General features: G+C 72.5%; 30 protein-coding genes and 3 tRNA genes. 6 read left to right on the top strand and 27 right to left on the bottom strand.

Going from position 1 to position 24,746, the window contains the following annotated elements; translation table 11 throughout:
- Window positions 1–2: 2 nt before the first annotated feature.
- The 10 genes from ACYVJ4_RS11265 to ACYVJ4_RS11220 all read right to left on the bottom strand — a co-directional run bounded on the left by ACYVJ4_RS11265 (window position 3) and on the right by ACYVJ4_RS11220 (window position 6,858).
- Window positions 3–845, bottom strand: a complete 843-nt coding sequence (locus ACYVJ4_RS11265; protein WP_460460223.1) for an MlaE family ABC transporter permease — start codon at window positions 843–845, stop codon at window positions 3–5.
- A 5-nt stretch (window positions 846–850) separates the two neighbouring features.
- Window positions 851–1,624: an MlaE family ABC transporter permease gene (locus ACYVJ4_RS11260; RefSeq protein WP_460460222.1), complete on the bottom strand. Its 774-nt coding sequence runs from the start codon at window positions 1,622–1,624 to the stop codon at window positions 851–853.
- Window positions 1,621–2,592, bottom strand: a complete 972-nt coding sequence (locus ACYVJ4_RS11255; RefSeq protein ID WP_460460221.1) for an ABC transporter ATP-binding protein — start codon at window positions 2,590–2,592, stop codon at window positions 1,621–1,623. The genes ACYVJ4_RS11260 and ACYVJ4_RS11255 overlap by 4 nt, the downstream gene beginning before the upstream one ends.
- A gap of 230 nt (window positions 2,593–2,822) precedes the next feature.
- The gene (rplL, locus tag ACYVJ4_RS11250) at window positions 2,823–3,212 is read right to left on the bottom strand and encodes a 50S ribosomal protein L7/L12 (RefSeq protein ID WP_460460220.1); all 390 of its coding nucleotides are present in this window, start codon (window positions 3,210–3,212) and stop codon (window positions 2,823–2,825) included.
- 87 nt (window positions 3,213–3,299) lie between these two features.
- The gene (gene rplJ / locus ACYVJ4_RS11245) at window positions 3,300–3,827 is read right to left on the bottom strand and encodes a 50S ribosomal protein L10 (protein ID WP_460460219.1); all 528 of its coding nucleotides are present in this window, start codon (window positions 3,825–3,827) and stop codon (window positions 3,300–3,302) included.
- Window positions 3,828–4,156: 329 nt separating this feature from the next.
- Window positions 4,157–4,879 (bottom strand): 50S ribosomal protein L1, encoded by a 723-nt coding sequence (gene rplA, locus ACYVJ4_RS11240; RefSeq protein WP_460460218.1) that lies wholly within the window; start codon window positions 4,877–4,879, stop codon window positions 4,157–4,159.
- 90 nt (window positions 4,880–4,969) lie between these two features.
- Window positions 4,970–5,401 carry a 50S ribosomal protein L11 gene (gene rplK, locus ACYVJ4_RS11235; RefSeq protein ID WP_460460217.1) on the bottom strand — a complete coding sequence of 144 codons (432 nt, stop codon included), beginning with the start codon at window positions 5,399–5,401 and terminating at the stop codon, window positions 4,970–4,972.
- Window positions 5,402–5,486: 85 nt separating this feature from the next.
- Window positions 5,487–6,317 (bottom strand): transcription termination/antitermination protein NusG, encoded by an 831-nt coding sequence (nusG, locus tag ACYVJ4_RS11230; RefSeq protein ID WP_460460216.1) that lies wholly within the window; start codon window positions 6,315–6,317, stop codon window positions 5,487–5,489.
- Between the two features lie 89 nt (window positions 6,318–6,406).
- Entirely contained in the window at window positions 6,407–6,664 is a 258-nt protein-coding gene (secE, locus tag ACYVJ4_RS11225) for a preprotein translocase subunit SecE (RefSeq protein ID WP_460460215.1), read from the bottom strand.
- Between the two features lie 121 nt (window positions 6,665–6,785).
- Window positions 6,786–6,858, bottom strand: a tRNA-Trp gene (locus ACYVJ4_RS11220).
- Window positions 6,859–7,013: 155 nt separating this feature from the next.
- Here ACYVJ4_RS11220 and ACYVJ4_RS11215 point away from each other — a divergent pair.
- Genes ACYVJ4_RS11215 through ACYVJ4_RS11205 form a run of 3 tightly spaced genes read left to right on the top strand, consistent with a single transcriptional unit; the run spans window position 7,014 to window position 10,110 of the window.
- Window positions 7,014–8,252, top strand: a complete 1,239-nt coding sequence (locus ACYVJ4_RS11215; RefSeq protein ID WP_460460214.1) for a pyridoxal phosphate-dependent aminotransferase — start codon at window positions 7,014–7,016, stop codon at window positions 8,250–8,252.
- A 23-nt stretch (window positions 8,253–8,275) separates the two neighbouring features.
- Window positions 8,276–9,289: an adenosine deaminase gene (locus tag ACYVJ4_RS11210; protein WP_460460213.1), complete on the top strand. Its 1,014-nt coding sequence runs from the start codon at window positions 8,276–8,278 to the stop codon at window positions 9,287–9,289.
- Window positions 9,286–10,110, top strand: a complete 825-nt coding sequence (locus ACYVJ4_RS11205) for a serine/threonine protein kinase (RefSeq protein ID WP_460460212.1) — start codon at window positions 9,286–9,288, stop codon at window positions 10,108–10,110. The genes ACYVJ4_RS11210 and ACYVJ4_RS11205 overlap by 4 nt, the downstream gene beginning before the upstream one ends.
- A 9-nt stretch (window positions 10,111–10,119) precedes the next feature.
- On the opposite strand, the gene ACYVJ4_RS11200 is transcribed toward ACYVJ4_RS11205, so the two are convergent.
- The gene (locus ACYVJ4_RS11200; RefSeq protein WP_460460211.1) at window positions 10,120–10,710 is read right to left on the bottom strand and encodes a dienelactone hydrolase family protein; all 591 of its coding nucleotides are present in this window, start codon (window positions 10,708–10,710) and stop codon (window positions 10,120–10,122) included.
- A gap of 75 nt (window positions 10,711–10,785) precedes the next feature.
- Window positions 10,786–10,968, bottom strand: coding sequence for a hypothetical protein (locus ACYVJ4_RS11195; RefSeq protein WP_460460210.1), 183 nt, complete (start codon window positions 10,966–10,968; stop codon window positions 10,786–10,788).
- A 108-nt stretch (window positions 10,969–11,076) separates the two neighbouring features.
- Here ACYVJ4_RS11195 and ACYVJ4_RS11190 point away from each other — a divergent pair, with 108 nt between their 5' ends.
- Together ACYVJ4_RS11190 and ACYVJ4_RS11185 are read left to right on the top strand one after the other, a co-directional pair.
- On the top strand, window positions 11,077–11,544 hold the full coding sequence (locus ACYVJ4_RS11190; protein ID WP_460460209.1) for a cupin domain-containing protein: 468 nt from the start codon (window positions 11,077–11,079) through the stop codon (window positions 11,542–11,544).
- A gap of 7 nt (window positions 11,545–11,551) precedes the next feature.
- A complete protein-coding gene (locus ACYVJ4_RS11185; protein ID WP_460460208.1) occupies window positions 11,552–12,253 on the top strand; it encodes a sirohydrochlorin chelatase in 702 nt (233 codons plus the stop codon).
- Here the strand turns inward: ACYVJ4_RS11185 and ACYVJ4_RS11180 are convergent.
- The 15 genes from ACYVJ4_RS11180 to ACYVJ4_RS11110 form a co-directional block, all read right to left on the bottom strand.
- On the bottom strand, window positions 12,243–13,298 hold the full coding sequence (locus ACYVJ4_RS11180; protein ID WP_460460207.1) for a UDP-N-acetylmuramate dehydrogenase: 1,056 nt from the start codon (window positions 13,296–13,298) through the stop codon (window positions 12,243–12,245). The two genes, ACYVJ4_RS11185 and ACYVJ4_RS11180, sit on opposite strands and share 11 nt — an antisense overlap.
- Entirely contained in the window at window positions 13,295–14,503 is a 1,209-nt protein-coding gene (locus tag ACYVJ4_RS11175; protein ID WP_460460206.1) for an MFS transporter, read from the bottom strand. Before ACYVJ4_RS11175 ends, ACYVJ4_RS11180 begins: the two co-directional genes overlap by 4 nt.
- On the bottom strand, window positions 14,500–14,949 hold the full coding sequence (locus tag ACYVJ4_RS11170) for a MaoC family dehydratase (RefSeq protein ID WP_460460205.1): 450 nt from the start codon (window positions 14,947–14,949) through the stop codon (window positions 14,500–14,502). Before ACYVJ4_RS11170 ends, ACYVJ4_RS11175 begins: the two co-directional genes overlap by 4 nt.
- A complete protein-coding gene (locus ACYVJ4_RS11165; RefSeq protein ID WP_460460204.1) occupies window positions 14,949–15,389 on the bottom strand; it encodes an FAS1-like dehydratase domain-containing protein in 441 nt (146 codons plus the stop codon). The genes ACYVJ4_RS11170 and ACYVJ4_RS11165 overlap by 1 nt, the downstream gene beginning before the upstream one ends.
- A gap of 86 nt (window positions 15,390–15,475) precedes the next feature.
- Window positions 15,476–15,646 carry a 50S ribosomal protein L33 gene (gene rpmG, locus ACYVJ4_RS11160; RefSeq protein WP_460460203.1) on the bottom strand — a complete coding sequence of 57 codons (171 nt, stop codon included), beginning with the start codon at window positions 15,644–15,646 and terminating at the stop codon, window positions 15,476–15,478.
- Between the two features lie 93 nt (window positions 15,647–15,739).
- Window positions 15,740–15,816, bottom strand: a tRNA-Met gene (locus ACYVJ4_RS11155).
- 44 nt (window positions 15,817–15,860) lie between these two features.
- A tRNA-Thr gene (locus ACYVJ4_RS11150) sits at window positions 15,861–15,933 on the bottom strand.
- 46 nt (window positions 15,934–15,979) lie between these two features.
- Window positions 15,980–16,591, bottom strand: a complete 612-nt coding sequence (locus ACYVJ4_RS11145) for a CE1759 family FMN reductase (RefSeq protein WP_460460202.1) — start codon at window positions 16,589–16,591, stop codon at window positions 15,980–15,982.
- Window positions 16,588–17,682 (bottom strand): LLM class flavin-dependent oxidoreductase, encoded by a 1,095-nt coding sequence (locus tag ACYVJ4_RS11140; protein WP_460460201.1) that lies wholly within the window; start codon window positions 17,680–17,682, stop codon window positions 16,588–16,590. The genes ACYVJ4_RS11145 and ACYVJ4_RS11140 overlap by 4 nt, the downstream gene beginning before the upstream one ends.
- Before the next feature lie 133 nt (window positions 17,683–17,815).
- Window positions 17,816–18,820, bottom strand: coding sequence for a zinc-dependent alcohol dehydrogenase family protein (locus tag ACYVJ4_RS11135; RefSeq protein WP_460460200.1), 1,005 nt, complete (start codon window positions 18,818–18,820; stop codon window positions 17,816–17,818).
- Entirely contained in the window at window positions 18,817–19,689 is an 873-nt protein-coding gene (locus ACYVJ4_RS11130; protein WP_460460199.1) for a carbohydrate ABC transporter permease, read from the bottom strand. The genes ACYVJ4_RS11135 and ACYVJ4_RS11130 overlap by 4 nt, the downstream gene beginning before the upstream one ends.
- Window positions 19,686–20,648, bottom strand: a complete 963-nt coding sequence (locus tag ACYVJ4_RS11125; protein ID WP_460460198.1) for a carbohydrate ABC transporter permease — start codon at window positions 20,646–20,648, stop codon at window positions 19,686–19,688. The genes ACYVJ4_RS11130 and ACYVJ4_RS11125 overlap by 4 nt, the downstream gene beginning before the upstream one ends.
- Before the next feature lie 10 nt (window positions 20,649–20,658).
- Window positions 20,659–22,014: an ABC transporter substrate-binding protein gene (locus ACYVJ4_RS11120; RefSeq protein ID WP_460460242.1), complete on the bottom strand. Its 1,356-nt coding sequence runs from the start codon at window positions 22,012–22,014 to the stop codon at window positions 20,659–20,661.
- Window positions 22,015–22,114: 100 nt separating this feature from the next.
- On the bottom strand, window positions 22,115–22,876 hold the full coding sequence (locus ACYVJ4_RS11115; protein WP_460460197.1) for a DeoR/GlpR family DNA-binding transcription regulator: 762 nt from the start codon (window positions 22,874–22,876) through the stop codon (window positions 22,115–22,117).
- A gap of 239 nt (window positions 22,877–23,115) precedes the next feature.
- On the bottom strand, window positions 23,116–24,333 hold the full coding sequence (locus tag ACYVJ4_RS11110; protein WP_460460196.1) for an alpha-hydroxy acid oxidase: 1,218 nt from the start codon (window positions 24,331–24,333) through the stop codon (window positions 23,116–23,118).
- A gap of 102 nt (window positions 24,334–24,435) precedes the next feature.
- On the opposite strand from ACYVJ4_RS11110, the gene ACYVJ4_RS11105 reads away from it, so the two are divergent.
- Window positions 24,436–24,687 carry a DUF4242 domain-containing protein gene (locus ACYVJ4_RS11105; RefSeq protein ID WP_460460195.1) on the top strand — a complete coding sequence of 84 codons (252 nt, stop codon included), beginning with the start codon at window positions 24,436–24,438 and terminating at the stop codon, window positions 24,685–24,687.
- The last annotated feature ends 59 nt before the right edge of the window (window positions 24,688–24,746 follow it).

Here is a 24,746-nt window from a genome sequence, read left to right as displayed (position 1 = left end):
CGCTACCCCGCGATCCGCACGGTGGTGGTGGCGCCCCAGATGGCCAGGCTCAGGAAGAAGTCGATGACGTTGATGGCCACGATCGACGTCCGGACGGCGGTGCCGACCGCCACGCCGACCCCGGCCGGGCCGCCGCTGGCGGTGTAGCCGTAGTAGCAGTGGATCAAGATGATGACGACGGCGAAGACCAGCACCTTGAGGAACGACCACAGCACGTCGCCGGGCGGCAGGAACAGGTGGAAGTAGTGGTCGTAGGTGCCCTTGCTCTGCCCGAAGTACTCGGTCGTGATGAACCGGGTCGCGAAGTAGGACGACAGCAGGCCGATCACGTACAGCGGCATCACGGCGATGAAGCCCGCGATCATGCGCGTAGTCACCAGGAACGGCAGGCTCGGCAGGCCCATGACCTCGAGCGCGTCGACCTCCTCGCTGATCCGCATGGCGCCGAGCTGGGCGGTGAAGCCGCAGCCGACGGTGGCGGCGAGCGCCAGGCCGGCGACGAGCGGGGCGATCTCGCGGGTGTTGAAGTACGCCGAGATGAACCCGGTGAACGCGCCGGTGCCGAGCTGGTTGAGCGCCGAGTAGCCCTGCAGACCCACCTCGGTGCCGGTGAAGAAGGCCAGGAAGGTGATGACGCCGACGGTGCCGCCGATGACCGAGAGCGCGCCGCTGCCGAGGCTCACCTCGGCCAGCAGCCGCATGATCTCCTTCTTGTAGCGGCGGATCGTGCGCGGCGTCCACGCCAGCGACCGGGTGTAGAAGCGCAGCTGGCCGCCGAGGGTGTCGAGCCCCTCGACGGGCTTGCGCGCCGTGTCGACGACGCGCGTGGTGAAGGAGGTGGCCATCGCGTTCACCCGAGCTTCTGGGGGACGACCTGGAAGTACACGGCCGTGAGGACGAAGTTGACGACGAACAGCAGCATGAAGGTGATGACGACGGACTGGTTGACCGCGTCGCCCACGCCCTTCGGGCCGCCGCCGGCGGTCAGGCCCTTGTACGACGCGACGATCGCCGCGATCGCACCGAAGATCAGCGCCTTGAGCTCACCGGCCCACAGGTCGGCCGACTGCGCCAGCGCCGTGAACGAGGCGAGGTAGGCGCCAGGCGTACCGCCCTGCAGCACCACGTTGAAGAAGTAGCCGCCGGTGACGCCGACCACCGAGACCAGGCCGTTCAGCAGCACCGCCACGAGCATCGAGGCCAGCACGCGCGGGACGACGAGGCGCTGGATCGGGCTGATGCCCAGCACCTCCATGGCGTCGAGCTCCTCGCGGATCTTGCGCGAGCCGAGGTCGGCGCAGATGGCCGAGCCGCCCGCGCCGGCGATGAGCAGGGCGGTGACGATCGGGCTCGCCTCGCGGATGATCGCCAGCACGCTGGCGGCGCCGGTGTAGCTCTGCGCGCCGAGCTGGCGGGTCAGCGTGCCGAGCTGCAGCGCGATGACGGCGCCGAACGGGATCGAGACCAGGGCGGTCGGCAGGATCGTGACGCTCGCGATGAACCACGACTGCTGGATGAACTCCTTGCCCTGGAACGGTCGCCGGGGCAATGAGCGCAGGACGTCGAGGAACAGCGCGAAGAGGTTGCCGCTCTGCCGCAGCGCACCGACCGCCGGGTTGCTCACGAGACCAGCTCCTCGTGGCCCAGGCTCTCGACCGGGGGCGCCTCCTGGAACGAGCCGGGCGGGGGCGTCACGCCGTTCTCGCGGCACCAGGCACCGGCCTCGCGCTGGTGCTTGCGGGGCGTGCCGTCGCTGGTGCTGAGCTGCACCGGGATCGGCGGCAGCGGCGGCAGCTCCTGGCCGGACTCGGCCGCCAGCTCCTCGGCGTCCTTCTCCTCCGACATGCCGATCGGGCCGACCCGCTGGGCGTTGAGGAACTGCCGGACGACGGGCTCCTCGCTGCTCAGCAGCATCTCGCGCGGCCCGAACATCGCCAGGTGCCGGTGGTAGAGCAGCCCGATGTTGTCGGGCACCGTGCGGGCGGTGTTGATGTCGTGGGTGACGATGAGGAACGTCGCGTCGATCTGCGCGTTCAGGTCGACGATCAGCTGGTTGAGGTACGCCGTCCGCACCGGGTCCAGGCCGGAGTCCGGCTCGTCGAACAGGATGATCTCGGGGTCGAGCACCAGGGCCCGGGCCAGGCCCGCGCGCTTGCGCATGCCGCCGGAGATCTCGCCCGGGAGCTTGGCCTCGGCGCCCTGCAGGCCGACGAGCTCGATCTTCTCGGTGACGATCTTGCGGACGTCGGACTCGGACTTCTTGGTGTGCTCGCGCAGCGGGAAGGCGATGTTGTCGTACAGGCTCATCGAGCCGAACAGCGCGCCGTCCTGGAAGAGCACCCCGAACAGCTTGCGGATCTCGTACAGGTCGTGCTCGCGCAGCGTGACGACGTCCTTGCCCTCGATGGTGATCGAGCCGCGGTCGGGCTTCAGCAGGCCCACCAGCGTCTTGAGGAACACCGACTTGCCGGTGCCCGAGGGGCCGAGCATGACGGAGATCTCCCCCGCCGGCAGGGTCAGCGTGACGTCCTGCCAGATGGACTGCGAGCCGAAGGACTTGGTCAGTCCCTCGACACGGATCTCGACTCCCACGTTCCACCCCTCGTCTGTGCGGGCTGCGGGCACGGGACACCGGCGTCACGTGCGGTCGCTGCAGAGTTCAACGAGCGCGACGGGCCGAGGTTACGGGCAGGTAACCCATGTCGCGCGCGGAACGAGATCTTGCGGTACTGAGGCTGAGAACGGCGCCAGGGCCGACCCGGCGTGCGGGTCGGCCCTGGCGGGTGGCTGCTGAGCAGCCGGTCAGGCGGGGTGGGACGTCGTCACTTGAGGGTGACGGTGGCCCCGGCGCCCTCGAGGGCCTCCTTGGCCTTGTCCGCGGCAGCCTTGTCGACCTTCTCCAGGACGACCTTGGGGGCGCCGTCGACGAGGTCCTTGGCCTCCTTCAGGCCGAGGCTCGTCAGGGCGCGCACCTCCTTGATGACCTGGATCTTCTTGTCACCAGCGGCCTCGAGGACGACGTCGAACTCGTCCTGCTCGGCGGCGGCCTCGCCGCCACCAGCGCCACCGGCGGCCGGGGCAGCGGCCACGGCGACGGGAGCGGCGGCGGTGACCTCGAAGGTCTCCTCGAACTTCTTCACGAACTCGGAGAGCTCGATCAGGGTCATCTCCTTGAACGAGTCGAGGAGCTCGTCGGTGCTGAGCTTCGCCATGTCGGCGTGTCCTTCCTGTCTACGCCCGGGTGCCGGGCGGTCGTGTGGTGGGCGGGCTCGCCCGAGGGGGTGGTGCGGTCGGGCGGGTCAGTCCTGCGGCTGCTGCTCGCGCTGCTGGCGCAGGGCGTCGACCACGCGGGCCGTCTGCGACAGCGGGGCGGCGAACAGGGCCACGGCGCCGGACATCGACGCCTTCATGGCGCCGGCCAGCTTGGCCAGCAGCACCTCGCGCGGCTCGAGGTCCGCGAGCTGCTTGACCTCGTCGGCCGACAGCGGCTTGCCCTCGAGCAGGCCGCCGCGGATGACGAGAGCGGGGTGTTCCTTGGCGAAGTCCCGCATCGACTTGGCCGTCTCCACCGGGTCACCGGTGATGAAGGCGATCGCGGACGGGCCGGCGAACTGGCCGTCGAAGGCCGAGACACCCGCCTCCTTCGCCGCGATGTCGGTGAGGGTGTTCTTCACCACGGCGTACGTCGCGTGCTCACTGATCGCACGGCGCAGCTTGGTCAGCTGGGCCACGGTGAGACCGCGGTACTCGGTCAGCACGGCCGCGTTGGACTCACGGAACTTCTCGGTGAGCTCGGCGACGGCGGCTGCCTTGTCGGGCCTGGCCATGGGCCTCCTTCCACGGGTGAAGCGCGGGTCGTGCCGGCCTGCTCATGACGAACGCCCCGGCGCAAGGCGCTCGGGGCGTTGCGAGGGCGCGTCACGAGGACGGCGGCTCGTACTCCACGATCACCTGCGCGGGCCGCCGCACGGAGCGGGCTTTCGGACGTCGTGCCGGGTGGCAGTCGGTCGACCAGCGGTCTTGGGCAGCCTCCAGGGTACGGGGCGGACCGTCGTCCGACCAAATCGGTGCTGGTGCCCCGGACGCACCGAAGGATCCTGCCCGCTGGGCGGGCAGGATCCTTCGGTGGGTGCGGTGCAGCTCGCGGGGGCCTGGGTCAGGCGTCGGCCTCGGCGTCGTCGGCCGTCACGTTGCGCGTGCGGTTCGGGTCGACCGGGATGCCGGGGCCCATCGTCGTGGCGACGGTGGCCTTCTTCAGGTAGCGGCCCTTGGCGGCGGACGGCTTGAGCCGCAGCACCTCCTCGAGCGCGGCGGCGTAGTTCTCGACCAGCTGCTGCTCGCCGAACGAGGTCTTGCCGATGATGAAGTGCAGGTTCGCGTGCTTGTCCGAGCGGAACTCGATCTTGCCGCCCTTGATGTCCGAGACCGCCTTGGCGACGTCCATCGTGACGGTGCCGGTCTTCGGGTTCGGCATCAGGCCGCGGGGGCCGAGCACCTTGCCGAGCCGGCCGACCTTGCCCATCAGGTCGGGCGTGGCGACGACGGCGTCGAAGTCGAGCCAGCCGCCCTGCACCTTCTCGAGCAGGTCGTCGCTGCCCACGTGGTCGGCGCCGGCCGCGGTCGCCTGCTCCGCACGGTCACCGGTGGCGAAGACCAGGACCCGGGCGGTCTTGCCCGTGCCGTGCGGGAGGTTGACGGTGCCGCGGACCATCTGGTCGGCCTTGCGCGGGTCGATGCCCAGGCGGAAGGCCACCTCGACGGTGGCGTCGTACTTGGTGGTGCTGGTGCTCTTGGCGAGGCGGACGGCCTCGAGCGGCGCGTACAGCTTGTCGGCGTCGATCGTGCCGGCGGCTGCGCGGTAGGCCTTGCTGCGCTTCATGGTGGTTCTCCCTGGTGCTGGTGGGGGTGTGGTGGAACGGGCCGAAGCAGCCCTGCCACGTGATCAGGTGGTGCGGTGGTGCTGGAGCTCTCAGCCCTCGACGGTGATGCCCATGGAGCGGGCGGTGCCGGCGATGATCTTCGCGGCGGCGTCGACGTCGTTGGCGTTGAGGTCCTCCATCTTGCTCTGGGCGATCTCGCGCACCTGGGCGTTGGTCAGCTTGGCGACCTTCGTCTTGTGCGGCTCGCCCGAGCCCTTGGGCACGCCAGCAGCCTTCTTGATCAGCTCGGCGGCCGGCGGGGTCTTGGTGATGAACGTGAACGAGCGGTCCTCGTACACGGTGATCTCGACCGGGATCACGTTGCCGCGCTGGGCCTCCGTCGCGGCGTTGTACGCCTTGACGAACTCCATGATGTTCACGCCGTGCTGACCCAGCGCCGGACCGACCGGCGGGGCGGGCGTCGCGGCGCCGGCCTGGATCTGCAGCTTGATCAGGCCTGCGACCTTCTTCTTGGGGGGCATCTCTCGGGTCCTTACTCGGGTTGATCTGTGCGGTCCGGGCGAGGTCAGGACGACGACGCCGGGGTCTTCGGGTGGTGCTCGGGGCTCAGATCTTGGCGACCTGGCTGAACGACAGCTCGACCGGCGTCTCGCGGCCGAAGATCGACACGAGCACCTTGAGCTTCTGCGCGTCGGCGCTGATCTCGGAGATGGTGGCCGGCAGGGTCTCGAACGGACCCTCCATGACGGTGACCGACTCGCCGACCTCGAAGTCGACGACCTTGACCGGCGCGGCCGCCTTCTGGCCCGGCTTCTCCTTGACCTCGATGGCCGGGGCGAGCATCGAGAACACCTCGTCGACGCTCAGCGGCACCGGCTGGTGGGTGTTGCCCACGAAGCCCGTGACGCCCGGGGTGTGGCGCACGGCGCCCCACGACTCGTCGGTGAGGTCCATGCGCACCAGGACGTACCCGGGCATCCGCACCCGGCGCACCTGCTTGCGCTGGCCGTTCTTGACCTCGGTGACCTCTTCCATGGGCACCTCGACCTGGAAGATGAAGTCCTCCATGGTCAGGCTCTGGATGCGGGTCTCGAGGTTGGCCTTCACGCGGTTCTCGTAGCCGGCGTAGGAGTGGATGACGTACCACTCGCCGAACGCGCGGCGCAGACCGTCCTTGAACTCCTCGACCGGGTCGACGTCGTCGTCCTCGCCCTCGACGCCCTCGACCGCGGTGAGGTCGACGACCTCGTCGGTCGGCTCGGCGGTCGGCTCCTCGGACGCGTCACCGGTCTCGGTGCTCTCGACGCTGTCGAGCGCGTCGCCCAGGTCGGCCTGCGCGGTCTCGTCGGTGGCCGGGGCGGCGTCGGCAGCACCCTCGGCGGACGCGAACGGGTCGCGCGCGAAGGAGTCCTGCGTCGGATCGCTCTGGTCGGACACGTGGTGCCTGCTTCCTGGTCGTGGTCTCGTGCTGGTGCAGCCGGTCGTGCGCGGTGCTGGGCGTGCTGGGTGGCGCTGGGTGGTGCTGGTCAGTTGCCGCCGAACACCCGGACGACGATCGCGCCGAGGCCGACGTCCAGGCCGGCGACGAGCGCCATGACCGCGACGACGAACACCATGCAGACGCTCGTGTAGGTGATCAGCTCGGTGCGGGTCGGCCGCACCACCTTGCGCAGCTCGGCGACGACCTGGCGGAAGAACAGCGCCACCCGACCGGCCGGCCCGCGTCGGTCACGCGACGACCCGCCGCGGCTGCGCCCGGCCTCGCCCGTGCTGGTCTGGCTCACTGGTTCCCTCACCCGCTGTCGCCGGAAGACACCCACGGGCGCGTCAGGCGCCTCGGGGCCGGGACGACCCCCTGGCCGGGGACGTCCCGCCGCCTCGCGGCGGGTCGGTGTGCTTGCTACGCAGGGCAGGAGGGACTTGAACCCCCAACCGCCGGTTTTGGAGACCGGTGCTCTGCCAGTTGAGCTACTGCCCTTCGACGGTGACGGCGCCCGCTGGTGCCCCCCTGGCGGATCGTGGGCAGGCGACAGCATGGCGGTCGTCAACCACCGGCCAAGAGTGTACGCGAGCGCGAGGGGTGGGTCGAACCGGCTCGACGCCGCCCCCCTGCCCGGTGCGAGGATGGCCCCCGTGAGCGAGCAGACGCAGCCGGCCCCGTCCCGACCCACCGTCCGTCGCGTCTCGGCGCGGATCGGTGCCATCGCCGAGTCCGCGACCCTGGCGGTCGACGCCAAGGCCAAGGCGCTCAAGGCCGAGGGCCGCCCGGTCATCGGCTTCGGCGCCGGCGAGCCGGACTTCCCCACGCCCGGGTACGTCGTCGCGGCCGCGGTCGAGGCCGCCGGCCAGCCGGTCAACCACCGCTACACGCCGGCCGGCGGGCTGCCCGAGCTGAAGAAGGCCATCGCCGACAAGACGCTGCGCGACAGCGGCTACCGGGTGGCGCCCGAGCAGGTGCTGGTGACCAACGGCGGCAAGCAGGCGGTCTACCAGGCCTTCGCGACGCTGCTCGACCCGGGCGACGAGGTGCTCGTGCCCACCCCGTACTGGACGACGTACCCCGAGGCGATCAAGCTCGCCGGCGGGGTGCCGGTCGACGTCTTCGCCGGGGCCGACGCCGGCTACCTGGTCACGGTCGACCAGCTCGAGGCCGCCCGCACCGACCGCACCAAGGTGCTGCTGTTCTGCTCGCCGTCCAACCCCACCGGCGCCGTCTACCCGCCCGACCAGGTGCGGGCCATCGGCGAGTGGGCGCTCGAGCACGGGATCTGGGTCGTCACCGACGAGATCTACGAGCACCTGGTGTACGACGACGCCCGCTTCGTCTCGATGCCGGTCGAGGTGCCCGAGCTGGCCGACACCTGCGTGGTGCTCAACGGCGTGGCCAAGACCTACGCCATGACCGGCTGGCGGGTGGGCTGGATGATCGGTCCGCGCGACGTCGTCAAGGCCGCGACCAACCTGCAGTCGCACGCAACGTCCAACGTCGCCAACGTCTCGCAGCGGGCGGCGATCGCCGCGCTGACCGGCGACCTGTCGGCCGTCGAGGAGATGCGCGCGGCGTTCGACCGCCGTCGCCGCACCGTGGTCGGCATGCTCAACGACATCGAGGGCGTCGTCTGCCCCGTGCCCAAGGGCGCGTTCTACGTCTACCCCTCGGTCGAGGGCGTGCTGGGGCGCACCATCCGCGGGCGCACGCCGACCACCTCCGCCGAGCTGGCCGAGCTGATCCTCGACGAGGTCGAGGTGGCCGTGGTGCCGGGCGAGGCGTTCGGGCCCAGCGGCTACCTGCGGCTGTCGTACGCGCTCGGCGACACCGACCTGGCCGAGGGCGTCGGGCGGATCCAGAAGCTGCTGGCCGAAGCGCGTTGACGGGGCGGCGCGACCTCCGGGCGTTGCCGAAGGCCCACCTGCACCTGCACTTCACCGGCTCGATGCGGCCGGCCACCGTGATCGACCTCGCCCGCAAGCACGGCGTGCACCTGCCCGAGGCGCTGACCAGCGGCGAGCCGCCGCAGCTGAGCGCCACGGACGAGAAGGGCTGGTTCCGCTTCCAGCGCCTCTACGACATCGCGCGCTCGTGCGTGCGCGACGAGGCCGACGTCCGGCGGCTGGTCGACGAGGCCGCCGAGGACGACGCCCGCGACGGCTCGCGCTGGCTCGAGATCCAGGTCGACCCCACGTCCTACGCCGTGCACCTCGGCGGTCTGACGCCAACGCTCGAGCTGGTGCTGGACGCGGTGCGCGACGCCTCCGCCCGGCACGGCGTGGGCATCGCCGTGGTGGTCGCCGCCAGCCGCATCCGGCACCCGCTGGACGCGCGCACCCTGGCCCGGCTCGCCGCCCGGCACGCGGGCGAGGGCGTCGGCGAGGTCGTGGGCTTCGGGCTCAGCAACGACGAGCGCCGCGGCAGCACCGCGGAGTTCGCCCCGGCGTTCCGGATCGCGGCGCGGGCCGGCCTGGCCAGCGTGCCGCACAGCGGCGAGCTACTCGGCCCCGACCACGTGCGGGTCACCCTCGACCACCTCTCGCCCGACCGCATCGGGCACGGCGTGCGCAGCGTCGAGGACCCCGCCGTGCTCGCGGACGTCGTCGAGCGCGGCATCACCCTCGAGCTCTGCCCCGGCTCGAACGTCTCGCTCGGCGTCTACCGCGACCCGGCCGACGTCCCGCTGCGCCCTCTGCTCGACGCCGGCGCGCAGATCGCGCTCGGTGCCGACGACCCGCTGCTGTTCGGCAGCCGCCTGGCCGCGCAGTACGAGACCGCGCGCGACGTGCACGGGCTGGACGACGCGGCGCTGGCCGGCCTGGCCCGCTCGTCCATCAGCGGCTCGCGGGCTCCCGACGACGTCCGCACCGCCCTGCTGGCGGACGTCGACGCCTGGCTGGCCGCGGAGCCGCCGGCGTGAGCGAGCACTCCCTGCTCGACCGCACCGCCCTGGACGACCCCGCGGCCGACCTGGCCGGGCTCGGGCGCGTGTTCCGGGTCGTCGACCAGCAGGACTCGGGGTGCGTGTCGTACGGCGTGCAGGTCGCGGGCGAGCGCTGGTTCGTCAAGACGGCGACCACCGAGGCCGCCGGGCGCTCGCTCGCCAACGCGGCGCGCGTGCACGCCGCGGTGCGGCACCCGGCGGTCGTCGCGCCGGTGCGAGAGCTCACGGCGCGCGGGTGGCCGGCGCTGGTCTACCCGTGGGTGGACGGCGAGGTGCTCTACCCGGCCACGGTCGGGCCGGACGGCCGCGCGACGACCCGGCCGCGCACGCACCCGGACAGCCCGATGCGCCGGTTCCGCGCGCTGCCGGTCGAGCCGGTGCGGGCCGCGGTCGACGTGGTGCTGGACGCGCACCGGCCGGTCGACGCGGCCGGGCTGGTGGCGGTCGACCTCTACGACGGGTGCTTCCTGTACGACTGGCAGACGGCGACGATGCGGCTGGTCGACCTCGACGAGTACCGGCCCGGGCCGTTCGTGCCGCAGCAGCAGCTGCCGGGGTCGAACCGGTTCTACGCGCCCGAGGAGCGCGGCACCGGGCAGGTCGTCGACCGGCGCACCACGGTCTACCGGCTCGGCCGGGTGGCCCGGCTGCTGCTCGACGCCGGCGACGACGAGCAGGCCTGGCGCGGCACCGCCGCCGAGCTGGCCGTCGTCGCGCGGGCCACGGCCGCGGACCCGGACGAGCGGTACCAGGACGTCGACGCCCTGGTCGACGCCTGGCTCGGCGCCCGGGCCTGAGACGTCGCCCTACTCCTCCAGGCCGCGCAGGAAGCCGAGCACGCGCGACCACATGAGGTCGGCGGTGGCGGCGTCGAACTCGGCCGGCAGCGAGGGGTCGGCGAACAGGTGCGCCGCGCCGGGGTACTCGAAGATCTCGACCTGGCCGCCCGCCGCCTCGACCTCCTGCCGCTGCCCGGCGAACGCCTCGGGCCCGTCGCTGAACGGGTCGTCGACCATCGCGTGCACCTGGGCGGGCACGCCCTGCGGCCAGCGGACGTCGTCGCCGAGCCAGCTGGGCAGGAAGACGCCGGAGAACAGCAGCACACCCGACACCGGGCGGTTCATCGCCGCGAGGACGGCCGAGCCGCCGCCGGCCGAGAAGCCGCCGCTGACGAAGCCGTCGGGCAGGTCGGCGACCGCCTCCAGGGTGCGCCGGTCGACCACCTCGGACGACGCCTGCCAGTGCGCGATGGCCGGCTCGTACTCGTCGAAGGTGAGCCCGTCGCCGTAGAGGTCGGGCACGAGCACCTCGTGGCCGTCGGCGCGCAGCCGGTCGGCGGCGTCCTGCATCCCCGGGCGCAGCCCGAGGACCGAGTGGAAGAGCACGATCTGCGTCATGCCCCGATCAGAGCAGACACCTCCGACAGCCGCCCGGGGGACGGGTCAGCGACGGACGGGTCAGCGACGGACGGGTCAGCGACGGACGCCTGGGGCGAGGCGGGCGAGGGCCTCGGCCGCGGCGGGGTGGTGCCCCGCGATCGGCACGAGGACGCGCACGGCGTCCGCGGTCTGGCCCGTCTGCCGGACGGCGGCCGCGAAGGTCGTCGCGCCGATCAGGCCGGCCGTGAGCTCGGTGACGTAGGTGGTGAGGTCCATGTCGTCGTCCTCCGGTCCGGTTCCGCACCCGCGGCGTCGGGTGGTCTGCCTGCTTCATCGACCACCAGGCCCTCGCCTTGAGGCCCCCGGACGTGCTACCAACGACGCGTGTCCGGACCGGTGCCGCCGTTCGTCGTCCCACCCGGTGGGGGCACGCCGCTGCGCGGCCCGGTCGGCGGGCCGGTGACGATCAAGGCGCACGCCGGCACGACCAACGGCGCGGTGACCGCGCTCGAGAGCGTCATCGCCCCCGGCGAGGGGCCGCCGATGCACGTGCACGTGCGCGAGGACGAGATGTACTACGTGCTCGACGGCACCGTGCGCTTCAGCGCCGACGGCGACCTGTTCGACACCGAGCCGGGCTCGTTCATGTTCATCCCGCGCGCCACGGCGCACTGCTTCCAGAACGTCGGCGACGGGTTCGCGAAGCTGCTGGTGCTGTTCTCCCCCGCCGGCATGGAGCGCTTCTTCGAGGGCGTGGCGGCGCTGCCCGAGGGCCCGGTCGACCCCGCGACCTTCGCCGAGGTCGCCGACCGCGCCTGGATGCGGGTGCTCGGGCCGCGACCGCCGCTGTGAGCTCGCCGTGACCTCGCCCGACCCGGTGCTCGTGGCCTGCGCGCACGGCACGCGCGACCCGCACGGCCGCAAGGCGGTCGGAGCGCTGGTGGCGGCGGTGCGGGACGCCCGGCCGGGCCTCGACGTCCGCGCGGCCTTCGTCGACGTGCACCCGCCGGACGTCGGCCAGGTCGTCGCAGAGGTCGCCGGCGCGGGCGGCCGGGCGGTCGTCGTCCCGCTGCTGCTGTCGGCCGGCTACCACGTGGCCGTGGACGTCGCCGCGGCCTTCGAGCGGCGCGACGCCGTCGCCGCGCCCGCGCTGGGGCCCGACGCCCGGGTCACCGCCGGGCTGCTCGACCGCCTGCGCGACACCCGCCTGGCGGACGTCGACGCCGTGGTGGTCGCCGCCGCGGGGTCCAGCGACCCCGCGGCGGTGGCCGACGTCGAGGCCGTGCTGCGCGACGTCGCGCCGCCGGACGCCGTGCCGGTGGCGGTGGCGTACGGCGCCAGCGCCTCGCCGTCCGTGCCGGACGCCGTCGCCGGCCTGCGGGCGCAGCGCCCGGGCACGCGGGTGGCGGTCGCGGCCTACCTGCTGGCACCGGGGCACTTCCACACCCGCCTGCAGCGGGCGGGCGCGGACGTCGTCGCGCAGCCCCTGCTGGGCGCCGGGCGTCCCGACCCGCGCCTGGTCGAGGTCGTGCTCGACCGCTACGACGCGGCTAGAGGCTGAGGCCCACCAGCACCGGCTCGTTGACCAGCGTGACCCCGAAGGCGTCGCGCACGCCGTCGCGCACCTCGCGCGCGAGCGCCACGAGGTCGTCGGCCGTGGCGCTGCCGCGGTTGGTCAGGGCCAGGCTGTGCTTGGTCGACAGCGCCGCCGGGCCGGGCAGGCCGTGGCCCTTGCCGAAGCCCGCGCGCTCGATCAGCCACGCGGCGCTGGTCTTGGTGGCGCCGTCCTCGCCGGGGTAGGTGGGTGGCTCGACGTCCGGGCCCAGCCGCTCGTGCACGCGCTCGCGCAGCCGGTCGAGCGCCGCGGCCGAGAGCAGCGGGTTGGTGAAGAACGAGCCGGCGCTCCAGGTGTCGTGGTCGGCGGCGTCCAGCACCATGCCGCGGCGGCGGCGCTGCGCCAGCACGGCCTCGCGCGCGTCGGCCAGCGGCACGCGCTCGCCCACCTCGACGTCCAGGCCGCGGGCCAGGTCGGCGTACCCGACCGGCGCCGACCGGTCGCCGAGCCGCAGCTGGAACAGGACGTCGAGCACGACGTACCGGTCGGTGCCCTTGAAGGCCGAGTGCCGGTAGGTGAACCGGCAGTCGGCGTTGGCCACGGTGACGACCTGCTGGCCCAGCCGGTCCCACACCCGCACCTGGGCGATCGTCTGCGCGACCTCCTGGCCGTAGGCGCCGACGTTCTGCACCGGCGTGGCGCCGACCGTGCCGGGGATGCCCGACAGCGCCTCGACGCCGACCCAGCCCTCGGCCACGGCGCGGGCGACCAGGTCGTCCCACCCCTCGCCCGCGGCCACGCGCACGCTCGCGCCCGAGCAGTCGTCGACGGACTCGACCGACACCCCGCGCGTCGCCACCTGGACGACGGTGCCGGGCACGGGCGCATCGGCGACCAGCAGGTTGGAGCCGCCCGCCACGAGCAGCAGCGGCTCGTCGGCGTCGTCGACCTCGCGGACCGCGTCGACCAGCTCGTCGGTGGAGGTGGCGACCACGAGCCGCTCGACCTCCCCGCCGACGCGCAGGGTGGTGAGGTCGGCGAGCCGGGTCACGGCGCCCGCCCGGCGCCGGCCGGGACGTCGTCGGCGAGCGGGCGGGCCGCGCCGGCCACCAGCACCGCGAGCGCCAGGACGGCGAGCACCACCCACAGCGCGTGCAGGACGCCGACGTGGTCGGCCAGGAAGCCGATGAGCGGCGGCCCGCCGAGGAAGGCGGTGTAGCCGATCGACGACACCACGCTGACCCGACCCGCGGCGTGCGCCGGGTCGTCGGCGGCGGCGCTCATGCCGACGGGGAAGCCCAGCGAGGCGCCCAGGCCCCACAGCACGGCGCCGACGGTCGCCACCGGCACCGAGACGCCGAGCAGCACGAGCAGCAGGCCGGCGGTGGCGACCACGGCGGACGACCGCAGGACGACGACCCGCCCGTACCGGTCGAGCAGCCGGGTGCCGAGCAGCCGCCCGACCGTCATGGCGGTGACGAAGACCGCGAAGCCCAGCACGGCGTGGGCGTTCGACACGTCGTAGCCGTCGACGAGCGACAGCGCGAGCCAGTCGTTGGCCGAGCCCTCGGTGAAGGCGAAGGTCAGCACCAGCAGGCCCACGGCCAGGGTGCGCGGCTCGCGCCAGGCGGCCAGCGGGTGGCGGCGGGGCGCGGCGGGCTCGCCGGCGTCGGCGTCCGCGCCGGTGTGGACGGCGTCGTCCGGCAGGAAGGCGTTGCACGCGAGCTGGGTCGAGACGGCCGCGAGCACCGCGATCGTCACCAGGTGCCAGCCGGTCGGGACGTCGAAGCCGTTCGCGCCCGCACCCAGCAGCGCGCCCACCACGGTGCCCACGCTGAACGCCGCGTGGAAGTGCGGCATGATCGCCCGCCCGAGCCGGCGCTCGACCTCGGCGCCCTCGACGTTCATCGCGACGTCCCACGAGCCCGAGCCGAAGCCGACGAGGAACAGGCCGGCCACGAGCACCGGCACCGAGCCCGCGAGGCCCACCAGCACCAGGCCGGTGACGCACACGAGCGACGCGAGCCGCACGGTGCGCGAGGCCCCGATGTGCTGCAGCACGGTGCCGGTCAGGGGCAGCGCGAGCACCGCGCCGCCGCTCATCGCGAGCAGGGTCAGGCCCACCCGGCTGGCCGGCAGGTGCAGCGAGTCGCGGATCGCCGGGACGCGCGAGATCCAGCTGGCCATGATCAGGCCGTTGACGGCGAAGACCGTCGTGACCGCAGCGCGGGCGCGCGAGACGTGCAGCGCGCTCACGCGAGGCGGACCACGGCGCGGGCGCGGCCCAGCACGCCGACGGCCGACCCCTCCGGCCCGGTCGTGGTGGCGGTCAGGTCGACCCGCACGGTGCGCGCGTCGTCGTCCTTGACCGCGACGACGCCGCTGACCTGCACCTGGGCGCCCTCGACGTCGTCGACCGGCACCGGCTTGGTGAAGCGCACGCCGTACTGGACGACGCGGCCCGGGTCGCCGCACCAGGCCTGCACCAGGCGGACGGCGGTGGCCATGGTGAGCATCCCGTGGGCGATGACGCCGGGCAGCCCGACCTCGCGCGCGAACCGGTCGCTCCAGTGGATCGGGTTGAAGTCACCGCTCGCCCCGGCGTAGCGCACCAGGTCGGCGCGGGTGAGCGTGAACGTCTCGGCGGGCAGCTCGTAGCCGACCTGGACGTCGTCGTAGAGCGGGGTGGTCGAGGCGGCCATCACTCGCCTCCTCGGACGACGATCGTGGACGTGGCGGTGCAGACGGCCTCGCCGTCCTCGGTGGTGATCTCGCTGCGGGTCGTCACCATCGAGTGGCCGCCCGCGGACCGCACCGCGTCGACGTGCAGCACCGCGACGAGGCGGTCGCCGGCGACGACCGGACGGTGGTGGGTGAAGGACTGCTCGCCGTGCACGACCCGGCTGAAGTCGATGCCCGCCTCGGGGTCGAGCACCAGCTGGGCGTCGCAGCGCTGCGCCACGACCACCGCGAAGGTGGGCGGGGCGATGACGTCGGGGTGGCCGAGGGCCCGGGCGGCCTCGGGGTCGGTGTGCACCGGGTGCGGGCCGGTCGCCTCGGCGAACTCGCGGATCTTCTCGCGGCCGACCTCGTAGGGGGCGGTGGGCGGGTACTGCCGCCCGGCGAACTCGGCGTTGACCATGGCCACCACGCTACCGCCCGCCCACGACGCAGCGGCCGGCCCCCGAGGGGGCCGGCCGCTGCGTGAGGTCGGGGCGCTGAGGCAGGTCAGCGGGTCTCGCGGTGCACCGTGTGGCGACCGTCGCGACGGCAGAACTTCTTCAGCTCGAGCCGGTCGGGGTCGTTGCGCCGGTTCTTCTTGGTGATGTAGTTGCGCTCCTTGCACTCCGTGCAGGCCAGAGTGATCTTGGGGCGGACGTCGGCGCTCTTGCTGGCCACGGGACTGCTCGCTCTCTACGGACTACGGATGCAACTGCCGGAAGGCAACCTGACAAGGGTACGGGAGGAACGCCGGGCGTTCCAAACCGTCCGTGGTAGCGAGGGCGGGACTCGAACCCGCGACACCACGATTATGAGTCGTGTGCTCTAACCACCTGAGCTACCCCGCCATGCGGGGCCGTCGTCCAGACGTCCGGACGACAACACCCACCAGAGCCCCAATACGGAATCGAACCGTAGACCTTCTCCTTACCATGGAGACGCTCTGCCGACTGAGCTATTGGGGCAGCGCGGACGAGCGTACAGGGTCGTCCGCCCTCACGAGAAATCGGATCAGCCGCCCGCCAGGAGCTGCTCGAACGGCGTGACCTCGGCGAACGCGTCCGGCCGCTCGACCGGTCCGCGCGCGAGCACGGCGGCCGCCAGCTCGCGGCCCGCGCGGTCCACCCGGCTCGACAGCGAGGCGCCCTCGCCGGCCCCGCCCCAGTCCTCGGACGCGGCGTACACGCCGGTCGCGACGACGTCCGCGCGCAGGTAGGCCATGAGCGGCCGCAGCGCGACGTCGAGCACCAGCGAGTGCCGCGCGGTGCCACCGGTGGCGCCGAGCAGCACCGGCGTGCCGTCGAGCGAGCCCTCCTCGAGCACGTCGAAGAAGGTCTTGAACAAGCCGGAGTAGGAGGCGTTGAAGACCGGCGTCACGGCCACCAGGGCGTCGGCGCCGCGGACGGCGTCGACCGCCGTCCGCAGGGCGCCCGACGGGAACCCGGTGAGCAGGTGGTCGGCCAGCTCGTGCGCGAGGGCGCGCAGCTCGACCACGGTGACCTCGACGTCCACGCCGCGCTCCCCCGCGGCGGTGACGGCGGCCGCGGCCAGCCGGTCGGCCAGCAGCCGGGTGGACGACGGCACGGACAGCCCAGCCGAGACGACGACCAGCGAGCGCGTCACGGGGCGCCCACCAGCGCGGCGTCACGGGCCGCGACCAGCGAGGCGTGGGTCGGCGCGTCCGGCACGTGTGCCGGGCGGTCGCCCTCCAGCTCGCGGCGCAGCGCGGGGACGATCTCCTCGCCGAGCAGGTCGAGCTGCTCGAGCACCGTCTTGAGCGGCAGCCCGGCGTGGTCGACCAGGAACAGCTGGCGCTGGTAGTGCCCGACCTCGTCCTTCATCGCGGCGTAGCGCTCGACCACCTGCTGCGGGCTGCCGACGGTGAGCGGCGTCTGCGCGGTGAAGTCCTCGAGCGAGGGCCCGTGCCCGTAGACCGGCGCCTCGTCGAAGTAGGGCCGGAACTCGCGGACGGCGTCCTGGCTGCTGCGCCGGGCGAAGAACTGCCCGCCCAGCCCGACGACCGCGGTGTCGGCGGGCCCGTGGCCGTGGTGCTCCCAGCGCTCGCGGTACAGCCGCACCATCTGCCGCGTGTGCTCGAGCGGCCAGAAGATGTTGTTGTGGAAGAAGCCGTCGCCGTAGTACGCGGCCTGCTCGGCGATCTCGGGGCTGCGGATCGAGCCGTGCCAGACGAACGGCGGCACGCCGTCCAGCGGTCGCGGCGTCGAGGTGAAGCCCTGCAGCGGGGTGCGGAACCGGCCCTGCCAGTCGACGACGTCCTCGCGCCACAACCGGCGCAGCAGCGCGTAGTTCTCGACCGCGAGGGCGATGCCGTCGCGGATGTCCTGGCCGAACCAGGGGTACACCGGTCCGGTGTTGCCGCGGCCCAGCATCAGGTCGACCCGGCCGCCGGCCAGGTGCTGCAGCATCGCGTAGTCCTCGGCGATCTTCACCGGGTCGTTGGTGGTGATCAGCGTCGTGGACGTCGAGAGCACGATGCGCTCGGTCTGCGCCGCCAGGTAGCCGAGCATCGTGGTGGGCGACGACGGCACGAACGGCGGGTTGTGGTGCTCGCCGGTCGCGAAGACGTCGAGACCGACCTCCTCGGCCTTCTTCGCGATGGTGACCATGGCCTGGATCCGCTCGGCCTCGGTCGGCGTCCGGCCGGTCGTGGGGTCGGGCGTGACGTCGCCGACCGTGAAGATCCCGAACTGCATCTGCCGCTCCCTGTCTAGGTAGTTGCTGATTCAACCACATAGGCGGGGTCCGCATTCCAGCGGCGCGCTGCTCCCCAGGGGCGGGCTCAGAGAGGGAGGCGCGGCCCCTGGGGAGCAGGGTCTCGGGCGGGCGCTACGCCTGGGGCAGCACCTGGATCTTGCGGCCCTTCCCGGCCGCGAACATCGCCAGCGCGTCGACGTACTGCTCGAGCGGCAGCCGGTCGCTGATGAACACCTCGGGGTCGAGCACCCCGGCGGCGAACAGCGCGGCGGCCCGCTCGAAGCTGTGCAGCACCGCCATCGAGCCGGTGATGGTGATCTCCTGGTTGTAGATCTTGTACGGCTCGAAGGTCGCGCGGGCGGCGTAGTCCGAGACGCCGAACTGCAAGAACGTGCCGCCCTTGCCCACGCGCCCCAGGCCGTCCTGGATCGCCTTCTCGTTGCCCGTCGCGTCGACCACCAGGTCCCACCCGTAGGGCCGCTCGATCTCGTCCGGCGAGGCCGCCGTCCGCGAGCAGCCGAGCTGCACCGCGGTCTTGAGCCGCTCGGGGTTGAGGTCGACGACGTCGACGTCCACGGCGCCCGAGCGCTTGGCGAGCTCGAGCATCATCAGGCCCATCGTCCCCGAGCCGTAGACCAGCACCGTCGAGCCGAGCTGGCTCTTGAGCACGTCGTACCCGCGGACCGCGCACGACAGCGGCTCGACGAGCGCGGCGTCCTCGGTGCGCACGTGGTCCGGGAGCTTGACGCAGTTGGCCACCGGGGCCACCGCGAGCTCCGCCGCTCCCCCGGACGTCGACACCCCGATGGCCGCCCACCGCTCGCACAGGTTGTTGCGACCCTGCCGGCAGTAGTGGCACTCGAAGCAGTACAGCGACGGGTCGACGGCCACGCGGTCGCCGACGACGATGCCGTCGACCGCGTCGACGGCCGAGCCGACCGCCACGACCTCACCCGCGAACTCGTGGCCCGGAACCACCGGCAGCGTCGGGGCGAACTCACCCTTGAGGATGTGCAGGTCGGTGCCGCACAGCCCGCAGGCCGCCACCTGCACGACGACCTCGCGCGGACCGGGCGACGGGTCGTCGACCGTCGTGACCTCGACCTGGTCGACCCCGCTGATGACGACGGCTCTCACTTGACGGCTCCCAACGACAGGCCCTGCACCAGCTTGTCCTGCGCCGCGAACCCGGCCAGCAGCACCGGGAGCGACACCGCCACGGCCGCGGCGCACACCTTGGCGAGGAACAGCCCCTGGCTGGTGACGAAGCTGGTGAGGAACACCGGCGCGGTGCTCGACCGGACGCCGGTCAGCACCCGGGCGAACAGCATCTCGTTCCAGCTGAAGATGAAGCAGATCAAGGACGTCGCCGCGATGCCGGGCGCCGACATCGGCAGGATGATCCGCCGGAACGTCGTGAGCAACCCGGCGCCGTCGATGGTGGCGGCCTCGAGGATCGCCCCCGGGATCTCGGCCAGGAACGAGCGCATCATCCAGACCGCGATCGGCAGGTTCATCGCGGTGTACAGCACCACCATCAGCGAGATGTTGTCGAGGAGGTTCAGGTTCTGCGCGACCAGGTAGATGGGCAGCAGGCCCGCGATGGCCGGCAGCATCTTGGTCGACAGGAAGAAGAACATGACGTCCGACCACTTGCGCACCGGCCGGATCGACAGCGCGTACGCCGCCGGGATCGCGAGCAGCAGCACCAGCACGGTCGAGCCGACGCTGGCGCTGATCGAGTTGATGATCGGCGGCAGCGGGCTGGCGCCCGACGACGCGCCGAAGAACTCGCGGTAGCCGTCGAGGGTCAGTCCCGCGCCCAGCGACGGCGGGTTGGTGGCGGCGTCCTGCTCGCTGTGCAGCGAGGTCAGCACCATCCAGCCGACCGGCAGGAAGAACAGCACGGCGACGAACCAGGTCAGGACGGTGATCGACGTCCCGGCCCGACGGCGGCGAGGGCTGCCCGAGCGACCCGGTCGGGTCGCGGTGGCGACGGCGGTCATGACTCCTCCCGCAGCAAGGTCGAGACGGCCCGCAGGGCGAAGGTCGCGATGATGATGGTGCCGATCACCACGATGACGCCTGCGGCGGAGGCCAGGCCGTAGTCGTGCGCCTGGTAGAAGGTCTGGTAGATCGTGTACGGCAGGTTCTGCGTGCCCAGGCCGCCGGCCGTGATGGTGAACACCGCGTCGAAGTTCTGGACGACGTAGATGGAGCCGAGCAGGCCGGCCAGCTCCAGGTACTGCCGCATGTGCGGCAAGGTCATGTAGCGGAAGACCTGCCACGCGCTGGCACCGTCGACCTGGGCCGCCTCGATGACGTCGAGCGGCCGACCCTGCAGGCCCGCCAGCAGGATCAGCATCATGAACGGCGTCCACTGCCAGATCAGCGCGGCCGCGATGGCTGGCATCGGCGAGGCCGTGATCCAGTCCGGCTGCGGCGGGTTGTCGCTGCCGAACAGCTTCCAGACCCAGGTCAGGCCGCCGTTGAGCAGCCCGTACTCCGGGTTGTAGAGCGCGTGCTTCCACAGCAGCGCCGCCGCGACGGGGACCACGAGGAACGGCGCGATGAGCAGCGTGCGTGCCACGCCCCGGCCGCGGAAGCTGCGGTCGAGCAGCAGGGCGAGGCACATCCCGAGGACGAGGCTGATGATGACGACCGAGGCGGTCAGCAGGATCGTGTTGATGATCGAGCTGCGCAGGTCGGGGTCGGTGAACGCGGTCGTGAAGTTGTCGACGCCGGCGAAGCCGCGGTCGTCGGGGTAGAGCGCGTTCCAGTTCATGAACGAGATGACCAGCGTCGCCACGAACGGCAGCTGGGTCACGACGACCATGAAGACGAGGGCCGGCAGCAGGGGGCCGCGGCGGCGCCAGGCGTCCGACCGGGGGGCCCGCGCAGGCCGGGGCCTGCGCGGGTCCGTCCGGGTGGACGCCGCCGGCGGGGCGGCGTGGGCGGTGCTCATGGCGCGCCCCTCACTTCCGGTACTTCTCGGCGACCTTCTCGGCGTACCCCTGCCCGGCCTGCAGCGCCTGGTCGACGCTGGTCTTGCCGGCGATGGCCGAGCTCACGCCTTGCGAGACGCTCGTGCCGAGGGCGGAGAACTCCGGGATGTCGACGAACTGGATGCCGATCGTCGGTCGCTCCTGGACGCCGGGGTTGCGCGGGTCGGCCGAGCTGATCGCCTCGAACGTCGGGTCCGCGAACGCCTTGGCGACCTTCAGGTACTCGGCGTTCTGGTACGTCGAGGCGCGCTTGCCGGCGGGCACGGTCGCCCAGCCGTCGGTCTTCCCGACGAGCTCCTCGTACTCCTTGCTCGAGGCCCAGGCGACGAACTTGGCCGCGGCGTCCTGGCGCTTGCTCGCCTTCTGCACGCCCCAGGCCCAGGTGTAGAGCCAGCCCGAGGACTGCGTCTTGACGACCGGCGCGGGCGCGTAGCCGATCTTGCCGGCCACCGGCGAGTTGGGCGCCTCCAGCGACCCCGCGGCGGACGTCGCGTCGTACCAGATCGCGACCTTGCCCTGCTCGAGGTTGTTCAGGCACTCGGCGAAGCCGGACTGGGGAGCGCCGGACTCGCCGTGCTTCTGCACCAGGTCGACGTAGAACTGCAGCGCCTGCTTCCACTCCGGGGAGTTCAGCGAGGCCTGCCAGTCCTTGGTGAACCACGTGCCGCCGAAGGTGTTGACCACCGTGGTGAGCGGCGCCATGACCTCGCCCCAGCCGGGCAGGCCGCGCAGGCAGATGCCCTTCATGCCGGGCTGCGCGCCGTCCACCTTCGCGGCGATGTCGGCGACCTCCTGCCAGGTCGGCTTCTCGGGCATCGTGATGTTCTTCGCGGCCAGGACGTCCTTGCGGTACATGAGGAACGAGCTCTCGCCGTAGAACGGCTCGCCGTAGAGCTTGCCGTCGTCGGCGGTGAGCGACTCCGTCATCGGCTTGAGGATGTCGGCCTGGTCGAAGCCGTCGGCCTTGGCGACCGAGTCGTCCAGCGGCGCGAGCCAGCCGTTCTTGGCGTAGAACGGCACCTCGTAGTTGCTGATCGAGGCGACGTCGTACTGGCCGGCCTGGCTGGAGAACTCCTGGCTGATCTTGTCGCGGACGTCGTTCTCCGGCAGCACCGTGTAGTTAACGGTGATGCCGGTCTGCTTCGTGAAGTTGTCGGCGGTCAGCTTCTGCAGGGCCAGCATCTGCGGGTTGTTGACCATCAGGACGTTGACGGACTTGCCGCCACCGGCGGAGTCGCCGGACCCACCACCACCGCCGGCACCGGCGCAGGCGGCGAGCGACAGGGCGGCCAGGCCGGTGACGGCGAGGACCACGGACTTGGGCAGAGCGGACACGGCGTTCCTCCCGGAGGGTGCACGGCATCGCGGCGCGGCCGTGGTGGACGTGCTCGAGGGGTGAGGGATCAGATCGGTTGCAGCAGAAGGGCTAGACGCGCAGGACGTGCGGCCCGAGGGCCGAGTAGCGGTGGGCTTCCGACGCCGGCAGCCCGGTGTCGGTGACGACGACCTCGAAGTCGGGGACGCCGGCGAAGCGGCAGAAGCTCGACACCCCGAACTTGGTGTGGATGCCGACGAACACCTTGCGGCGCGCGCCGGACATGACCTGCCCCTTGACGGCGGCCACGACCGGGTCGGGCGTGGTGAGCCCGTGGTCGCGCGAGATGCCGTTGGCCCCGAGGTAGGCCAGGTCGATGACGAACTCGCTGAGCATCTTGATCGCCCAGTGGTCGACGGTGGCCAGGGTGCGCGGCCGGACGCGTCCGCCCAGCAGCAGCACCGTGATGTCGGGCGCGTCGCCCAGCGCGCAGGCGGTGAGCAACGACGAGGTGACGACGGTGATGGGGTGGGTGGGTCGCAGCGCCTCGGCGACGAACTGCGGGGTCACGCCCTCGTCGACGTAGACCGTCTCGGCGTCGTCGAGCAGGTCCGCCGCGGCCGCGGCGATCCGGTGCTTCTCGGCGAGCCAGGACGTCGTGCGGTGCGCGAGGTTGGACTCGAAGCCGGCGCTCTCGACCGGGAACGCGCCGCCGTGGGTGCGCAGCAGCAGGCCCCGGTCGGCGAGGTGCCGCAGGTCGCGACGGATCGTCTCGGGCGCCACCGCGAGCTCCTCGGCGGCGTCCGACACGTCCACCCGGCCCTCGGTGCGGGCACGGGAGAGCAGTCGCTGGTGACGCTCGGTGGCCTCCACGGCAGCCTCCCTCCGACGGGGCCGGAGCCCCTCACCTCGCTGTGACGGTGGTCACAGTCCACCCCACGTCCCTCGATCCGTAAAGCCCGACCGGGTGCTGGCCCGTGCCCGCTTCGTGCCCGGTTCGCGGCGTTGCTGTGCGTGACCTGCCCGCTCGGTCGGGCAAGCGGGTGCCCGCACCGGCCCACCCGGGCACGGGCCGGGTGCCCGTCCGGTCAACGGCCGGGCTCAGCCAGGGCTCAGCCGCGGCTCAGCCGCGTGACGTGGCCGGGCTCGAGCTCGGCGACAGACCGGACGCCGAGCAGCCGCATCGTGCGCACCAGCTCGGTGCGCAGGATCTCGATCGCGCGGTCGACGCCGGGACGCCCGCCGGCCATCAGGCCGTACAGGTAGGCCCGGCCGACGTAGGTGAAGCGGGCGCCGTGCGCGAGCGCCGCGACGACGTCCTGGCCGCTGGTGATGCCGGTGTCGAGGTGCACCTCGACGTCGCGCCCGACCTCGCGCACCACGTCCGGCAGCAGGTGGAACGGCACCGGCGCGCGGTCGAGCTGGCGGCCGCCGTGGTTCGACAGCAGCACGGCGTCGGCGCCGACGTCCGCGCAGCGCCGGGCGTCGGCCACGCCCTGCACGCCCTTGACCACCAGCGCCCCCGGCCACTGCTCGCGCACCCAGGCGAGGTCCTCGAATGTCACCGACGGGTCGAACATCGTGTCGATCAGCTGGGCCACGGTGCCGGGCCAGCGGTCGAGCGAGGCGAACGAGAGCTGCTCGGTGGTCAGGAAGTCGAACCACCAGGCGGCGCGCGGCGCGGCGTCGAGCAGCGTGCGCAGGGTGAGGGTCGGCGGGATGGTGAGGCCGTTGCGGACGTCTCGCAGCCGGTTGCCCGCGACCGGGGTGTCGACCGTGACGAGCAGCGTGTCGTACCCGGCCCGCCGCGCGCGGTCGACGAGCGCCATCGAGCGCTCGCGGTCGTTCCACAGGTAGAGCTGGAACCAGTGCCGGCCGTGCGGAGCGGCGGCGGCCACGTCCTCGATCGACGTCGTCGCCATGGTCGACAGCGAGAACGGGATGCCCGCGGCCTCGGCCGCCGTCGCACCGGCGATCTCGCCCTGCGTCTGCATCATCCGCGTGAAGCCGGTGGGGGCGATGCCGAACGGCAGGGCCGACGTCGCGCCGAGCACCTCGACCGACGGGTCGACGTCCGAGACGTCGCGCAGCACGTCCGGGTGGAAGGTGATGTCTCGGAAGGCCTGCCGGGCGCGGGCCAGCGTCAGCTCGCCGTCCGCCGAGCCGTCGGTGTAGTCGAACGGGCCGCGCGGCGTGCGCCGACGGGCGATGGCGCGCAGGTCGGCGATCGTGTGCGCGCGGCGCAGCCGGCGGGTCGTGGCGTCGAGCGTGGGTGGCTGGAAGCGCAGCAGCGGCGCGAGGTCGCGCGGTCGGGGCAGCTGGCGCTTCACCGGACCGATGATGCCGCGTCACACGCGCCGTCACACGGCGAGGGCGTTGGCTCTGCTCACCGGGCCGGCCACGAGCGGTCGGCCCACCACGGAGGAGGAACCATGCCGCTCTTCATGGACGTGCACACGATCGAGGGTGGGGTCACCGAGGCGGACGTCGCCGGCGCGCACCAGGCCGACCTGGCCACGCAGGGTGCTTACGGCGTCAACTACCGCCGCTACTGGGTCGACGAGCAGGCCGGCAAGATCTTCTGCCTGGTCGAGGCCCCGGACGCCGAGTCGGCCAACGTCGTGCACCGCGAGGCGCACGGCCTGGTCGCCGACGAGATCTACCCGGTCAGCGAGCACGCGTGAGCGGCCGCCCCACCCACGGCACCCGCCGTGCGGTGGGGCGGTCCCCTGCGACAACCCCC

This window comes from Angustibacter peucedani (genome assembly GCF_054779595.1).
This window is presented reverse-complemented; position numbering and strand designations above follow the sequence as displayed.

Excerpts from the sequence above, each read along its gene's own strand:
- ACYVJ4_RS11265 (WP_460460223.1), bottom strand. The coding sequence starts at position 845 with ATGGCCACCTCCTTCACCACGCGCGTCGTCGACACGGCGCGCAAGCCC.
- rplL (WP_460460220.1), bottom strand. The coding sequence starts at position 3,212 with ATGGCGAAGCTCAGCACCGACGAGCTCCTCGACTCGTTCAAGGAGATG.
- rplJ (WP_460460219.1), bottom strand. The coding sequence starts at position 3,827 with ATGGCCAGGCCCGACAAGGCAGCCGCCGTCGCCGAGCTCACCGAGAAG.
- rplA (WP_460460218.1), bottom strand. The coding sequence starts at position 4,879 with ATGAAGCGCAGCAAGGCCTACCGCGCAGCCGCCGGCACGATCGACGCC.
- rplK (WP_460460217.1), bottom strand. The coding sequence starts at position 5,401 with ATGCCCCCCAAGAAGAAGGTCGCAGGCCTGATCAAGCTGCAGATCCAG.
- ACYVJ4_RS11200 (WP_460460211.1), bottom strand. The coding sequence starts at position 10,710 with ATGACGCAGATCGTGCTCTTCCACTCGGTCCTCGGGCTGCGCCCGGGG.
- ACYVJ4_RS11195 (WP_460460210.1), bottom strand. The coding sequence starts at position 10,968 with ATGGACCTCACCACCTACGTCACCGAGCTCACGGCCGGCCTGATCGGC.
- ACYVJ4_RS11170 (WP_460460205.1), bottom strand. The coding sequence starts at position 14,949 with ATGGCCGCCTCGACCACCCCGCTCTACGACGACGTCCAGGTCGGCTAC.
- ACYVJ4_RS11165 (WP_460460204.1), bottom strand. The coding sequence starts at position 15,389 with ATGGTCAACGCCGAGTTCGCCGGGCGGCAGTACCCGCCCACCGCCCCC.
- ACYVJ4_RS11140 (WP_460460201.1), bottom strand. The coding sequence starts at position 17,682 with ATGCAGTTCGGGATCTTCACGGTCGGCGACGTCACGCCCGACCCCACG.
- ACYVJ4_RS11130 (WP_460460199.1), bottom strand. The coding sequence starts at position 19,689 with ATGACCGCCGTCGCCACCGCGACCCGACCGGGTCGCTCGGGCAGCCCT.
- ACYVJ4_RS11125 (WP_460460198.1), bottom strand. The coding sequence starts at position 20,648 with ATGAGCACCGCCCACGCCGCCCCGCCGGCGGCGTCCACCCGGACGGAC.
- ACYVJ4_RS11105 (WP_460460195.1), top strand. The coding sequence starts at position 24,436 with ATGCCGCTCTTCATGGACGTGCACACGATCGAGGGTGGGGTCACCGAG.